A 3,212-nucleotide genomic window follows, 5' to 3' on the forward strand; every position below is an offset into this window, starting at 1 on the left:
GTGCGCAAATGCAAGGTTCAGACCTTAAATTGGCGCTAGGCTTTTCGCATGACGTGATTTTCAAAGCCCCAGAGGGCATTCAACTTCAGGCGCCTGTGGCGACCGAAATTGTGATTTCTGGTATTGATAAACAAGTTGTTGGGCAAGTTGCCGCAAACATTCGTGAATTCCGGCCACCGGAGCCTTACAAAGGCAAAGGTATCCGTTATGAAGACGAATATATCTTCCGCAAAGAAGGTAAGAAGAAGTAAGGACGCGAGAACATGGCGAACCGCAGCCAATCTAAGGACCGCCGTAAGGCGAGGGTACGTCGCGCAGTTAAGTTGCGCGCTAATGGGCGTCCTCGTTTGTCGGTATTCCGCTCTGAGAAAAATATTTATGCTCAGGTCATCGATGATACAACAGGCCGCACGGTTGTAGCTGCTTCAACTTTGGACAGTGATGTCAAAGTAGAAAAAGGCTCTAACCAATCTGCAGCTACCGAAGTTGGCAAATTGCTTGCTGAGCGCGCAGTTAAAGCCGGCGTTGAAAACGTTGTATTTGACCGTGGTGCATATCTTTATCATGGCCGCGTGAAAGCTTTAGCAGAAGCTGCACGAGAAGGTGGTCTACGCTTCTAATGGGTGCGTTGGCTGTATTGAAAACAATTGAGAAGAACTGGTTGAGACGATGAGAGACAATCAAGAGCGCGATAGCGAATTTGTTGATCGCCTAGTCCACATCAATCGCGTAGCGAAAGTGGTTAAGGGCGGCCGTCGTTTCGGCTTTGCTGCACTTGTTGTGGTTGGTGATCAGAAAGGCCGCGTTGGCTTTGGTCATGGTAAAGCACGCGAAGTGCCTGAAGCCATTCGTAAGGCGACAGAGCAAGCTAAACGTCAAATGATCCGTGTGCCGCTTCGTGAAGCACGCACATTGCATCACGATGCAAATGGCCGCCACGGCGCCGGTAAAGTTCTGCTTCGCGCAGCACCTGCTGGTACCGGCATTATTGCTGGTGGACCTATGCGTGCGGTTTTTGAAACTTTGGGAATTTCGGACATTGTTGCGAAATCACAAGGCTCAGCAAACCCATATAACATGGTGCGCGCTACATTTGATGCTTTGAAAAACCTTGAAAGCCCACGTTCAGTTGCTGCACGTCGTGGTTTGAAAGTTTCTGAAATCCAGGGTCGCCGTCGCGATACTGACGTTGGCGAAACAGCAAGCGCTTAGTTTTAAGTGTTTGAACTGGAGTTGTGACATGGCTGATAAAACAGTAACAGTAGAGCAGATCGGTAGCCCGATCCGCCGTACTCAGGACCAGCGTGCAACGCTTGTTGGTCTTGGTTTGAACAAGATGCGTCGCCGCAAAACGCTGGAAGATACACCAGCTGTGCGCGGGATGATCAAAAAAGTTTCCCACCTCGTTCGCGTTGTCGACGAGAAGTAATCGAAGGATTTGTCATGCGACTTAATGAGTTGGCCGACAATGAAGGCTCGTCAAAAAACCGTACCCGCATTGGTCGTGGTATAGGTTCTGGCAAAGGCAAAACAGGTGGACGCGGTGTTAAGGGTCAAAAGTCACGCTCCGGTGTGTCTGTAAATGGCTTCCGCGGCGAACAAACCAACCTGATTCAGCAAATGCCTAAGCGCGGATTTAACAATCCGTTTGCGAAGAAGTTTAATGCTGTGCGTTTGGATCGTATTCAATCAGCGATTGATGCTGGTCGTTTGGATGCAAAAGGCGTAATCGACGTTAAAGCACTCATTGGTGCTGGCGTTGTTCGTCGTGCAAAAAATGGCGTTCGTTTGATCAATGGTGGTGAATTCACTTCGAAAAAAGTGACATTCAAAGTTGATCATATTTCAAAGGGCGCTTTGGCGGCCGTTGAAGCTGCTGGTGGTAAGGTAGATCTTCCTCCTGTAGTGGTTGCTGAATAATTCATTTTTTTCCTTGAGCTAAGGATAGACTGCTTATGGCTTCGGCTGCAGAACAACTTGCCCGGAACTTAAATTTTTCGACCTTTGCCAAGGCAAAAGATCTTCAACAGCGCATCTGGTTTACCCTAGGTGCGCTTTTGGTCTATCGGCTGGGCACGTATATTCCTATTCCAGGAATTGACGGCGATGCCTTTGCGGCGACATTTGATCGTGCGCAAACGGGCATTTTTGGCATGTTTAACATGTTTGCCGGTGGTGCGGTTGAGCGGATGGCAATTTTTGCCCTCAACTTGATCCCTTATATTACCGCTTCGATTGTTATCCAAGTGATGACAACGGCTTCTCCGACGCTTGAAGCGTTGAAGAAAGAGGGTGAATCAGGGCGTCGTAAGATTAATCAGTACACGCGCTATTTGACGGTGATATTTTGTGCGTTGCAAGCCTACGGCATTGCTGTTGGGCTTGAGGCGAGTGAAGGGGTTGTTTCAAACCCTGGCTGGTTCTTTAGAATTTCAACTGTGGTCACCCTTGTGGGTGGCACCATGTTCTTGATGTGGCTTGGCGAGCAAGTGACGTCACGTGGGGTTGGTAATGGTATTTCTTTGATCATTTTCGCCGGTATCGTTGCAACTCTACCGTCAGCGATTGCGCAGACTTTGGAACTGAGCCGGACAGGCGCGCTGCCAACGCTGGGCGTTGTCGGACTTCTGGTGCTGGCTGTGGTGGTGGTCGGGGTGATTGTGTTCTTTGAACGCGCGCAGCGGAAGCTTTTGGTGCAATATCCGAAGCGACAGGTGGGCAACAAGATGTTCCAAGGCGATACATCGCACTTGCCACTTAAATTGAACACAGCTGGCGTTATTCCAGTGATCTTTGCCTCTTCATTGCTGCTGCTACCTGCGACCATGGCGTCGTTTGCAGCGCAAGGTGATGCACCTGGTTGGTTGACCACTGTGGCCGCTGTTTTGGGTCGTGGGCAACCGGTTTATCTGGCAATCTTTGCGTCGCTAATTTTCTTCTTCGCGTTTTATTACACTTCAATCGTGTTTAACCCGACGGAAACAGCGGACAATTTGAAAAAGTCTGGCGGCTTTATTCCTGGTATTCGACCAGGTGAGCGTACAGCACAACATATCGATTTCGTTTTGACACGGATTACGATAGTGGGTGCAACCTATCTGACACTTGTTGCTTTGATTCCCGAGGTGCTGGTTTCTCAATTGAACGTATCTGCGTTCCTTGGCGGAACTTCGCTGCTCATTATGGTCACGGTAACACTTGATACGATTTCA

The 3,212-nt window shown here is 49.2% G+C and carries 6 protein-coding genes; all 6 read left to right on the forward strand.

Features of this window, described 5'->3' with window-relative positions:
- On the forward strand, window positions 1-251 hold a 251-nt coding region (locus ACJAZW_RS15435; protein WP_415159698.1), incomplete at its 5' end, for a 50S ribosomal protein L6.
- Between the two features lie 12 nt (window positions 252-263).
- Window positions 264-620, forward strand: a complete 357-nt coding sequence (rplR, locus tag ACJAZW_RS15440) for a 50S ribosomal protein L18 (RefSeq protein WP_415159700.1) — start codon at window positions 264-266, stop codon at window positions 618-620.
- Between the two features lie 49 nt (window positions 621-669).
- Window positions 670-1,212 (forward strand): 30S ribosomal protein S5, encoded by a 543-nt coding sequence (gene rpsE / locus ACJAZW_RS15445; RefSeq protein ID WP_415159702.1) that lies wholly within the window; start codon window positions 670-672, stop codon window positions 1,210-1,212.
- A 28-nt stretch (window positions 1,213-1,240) separates the two neighbouring features.
- Window positions 1,241-1,429 (forward strand): 50S ribosomal protein L30, encoded by a 189-nt coding sequence (gene rpmD / locus ACJAZW_RS15450; RefSeq protein WP_415159704.1) that lies wholly within the window; start codon window positions 1,241-1,243, stop codon window positions 1,427-1,429.
- Window positions 1,430-1,443: 14 nt separating this feature from the next.
- Window positions 1,444-1,920 (forward strand): 50S ribosomal protein L15, encoded by a 477-nt coding sequence (gene rplO, locus ACJAZW_RS15455; RefSeq protein WP_415159706.1) that lies wholly within the window; start codon window positions 1,444-1,446, stop codon window positions 1,918-1,920.
- Window positions 1,921-1,955: 35 nt separating this feature from the next.
- Window positions 1,956-3,212, forward strand: a 1,257-nt coding sequence (gene secY / locus ACJAZW_RS15460; protein ID WP_415159708.1) for a preprotein translocase subunit SecY, incomplete at its 3' end; no start/stop codon positions are given.

Source organism: Maritalea sp. (assembly GCF_047634455.1).
GTDB lineage: Bacteria > Pseudomonadota > Alphaproteobacteria > Rhizobiales > Devosiaceae > Maritalea.

Bases quoted from the DNA above. Each gene is read 5' to 3' on its own strand.
- rplR (WP_415159700.1), top strand. From the start codon at position 264: ATGGCGAACCGCAGCCAATCTAAGGACCGCCGTAAGGCGAGGGTACGT.
- rplO (WP_415159706.1), top strand. From the start codon at position 1,444: ATGCGACTTAATGAGTTGGCCGACAATGAAGGCTCGTCAAAAAACCGT.
- rpsE (WP_415159702.1), top strand. From the start codon at position 670: ATGAGAGACAATCAAGAGCGCGATAGCGAATTTGTTGATCGCCTAGTC.
- rpmD (WP_415159704.1), top strand. From the start codon at position 1,241: ATGGCTGATAAAACAGTAACAGTAGAGCAGATCGGTAGCCCGATCCGC.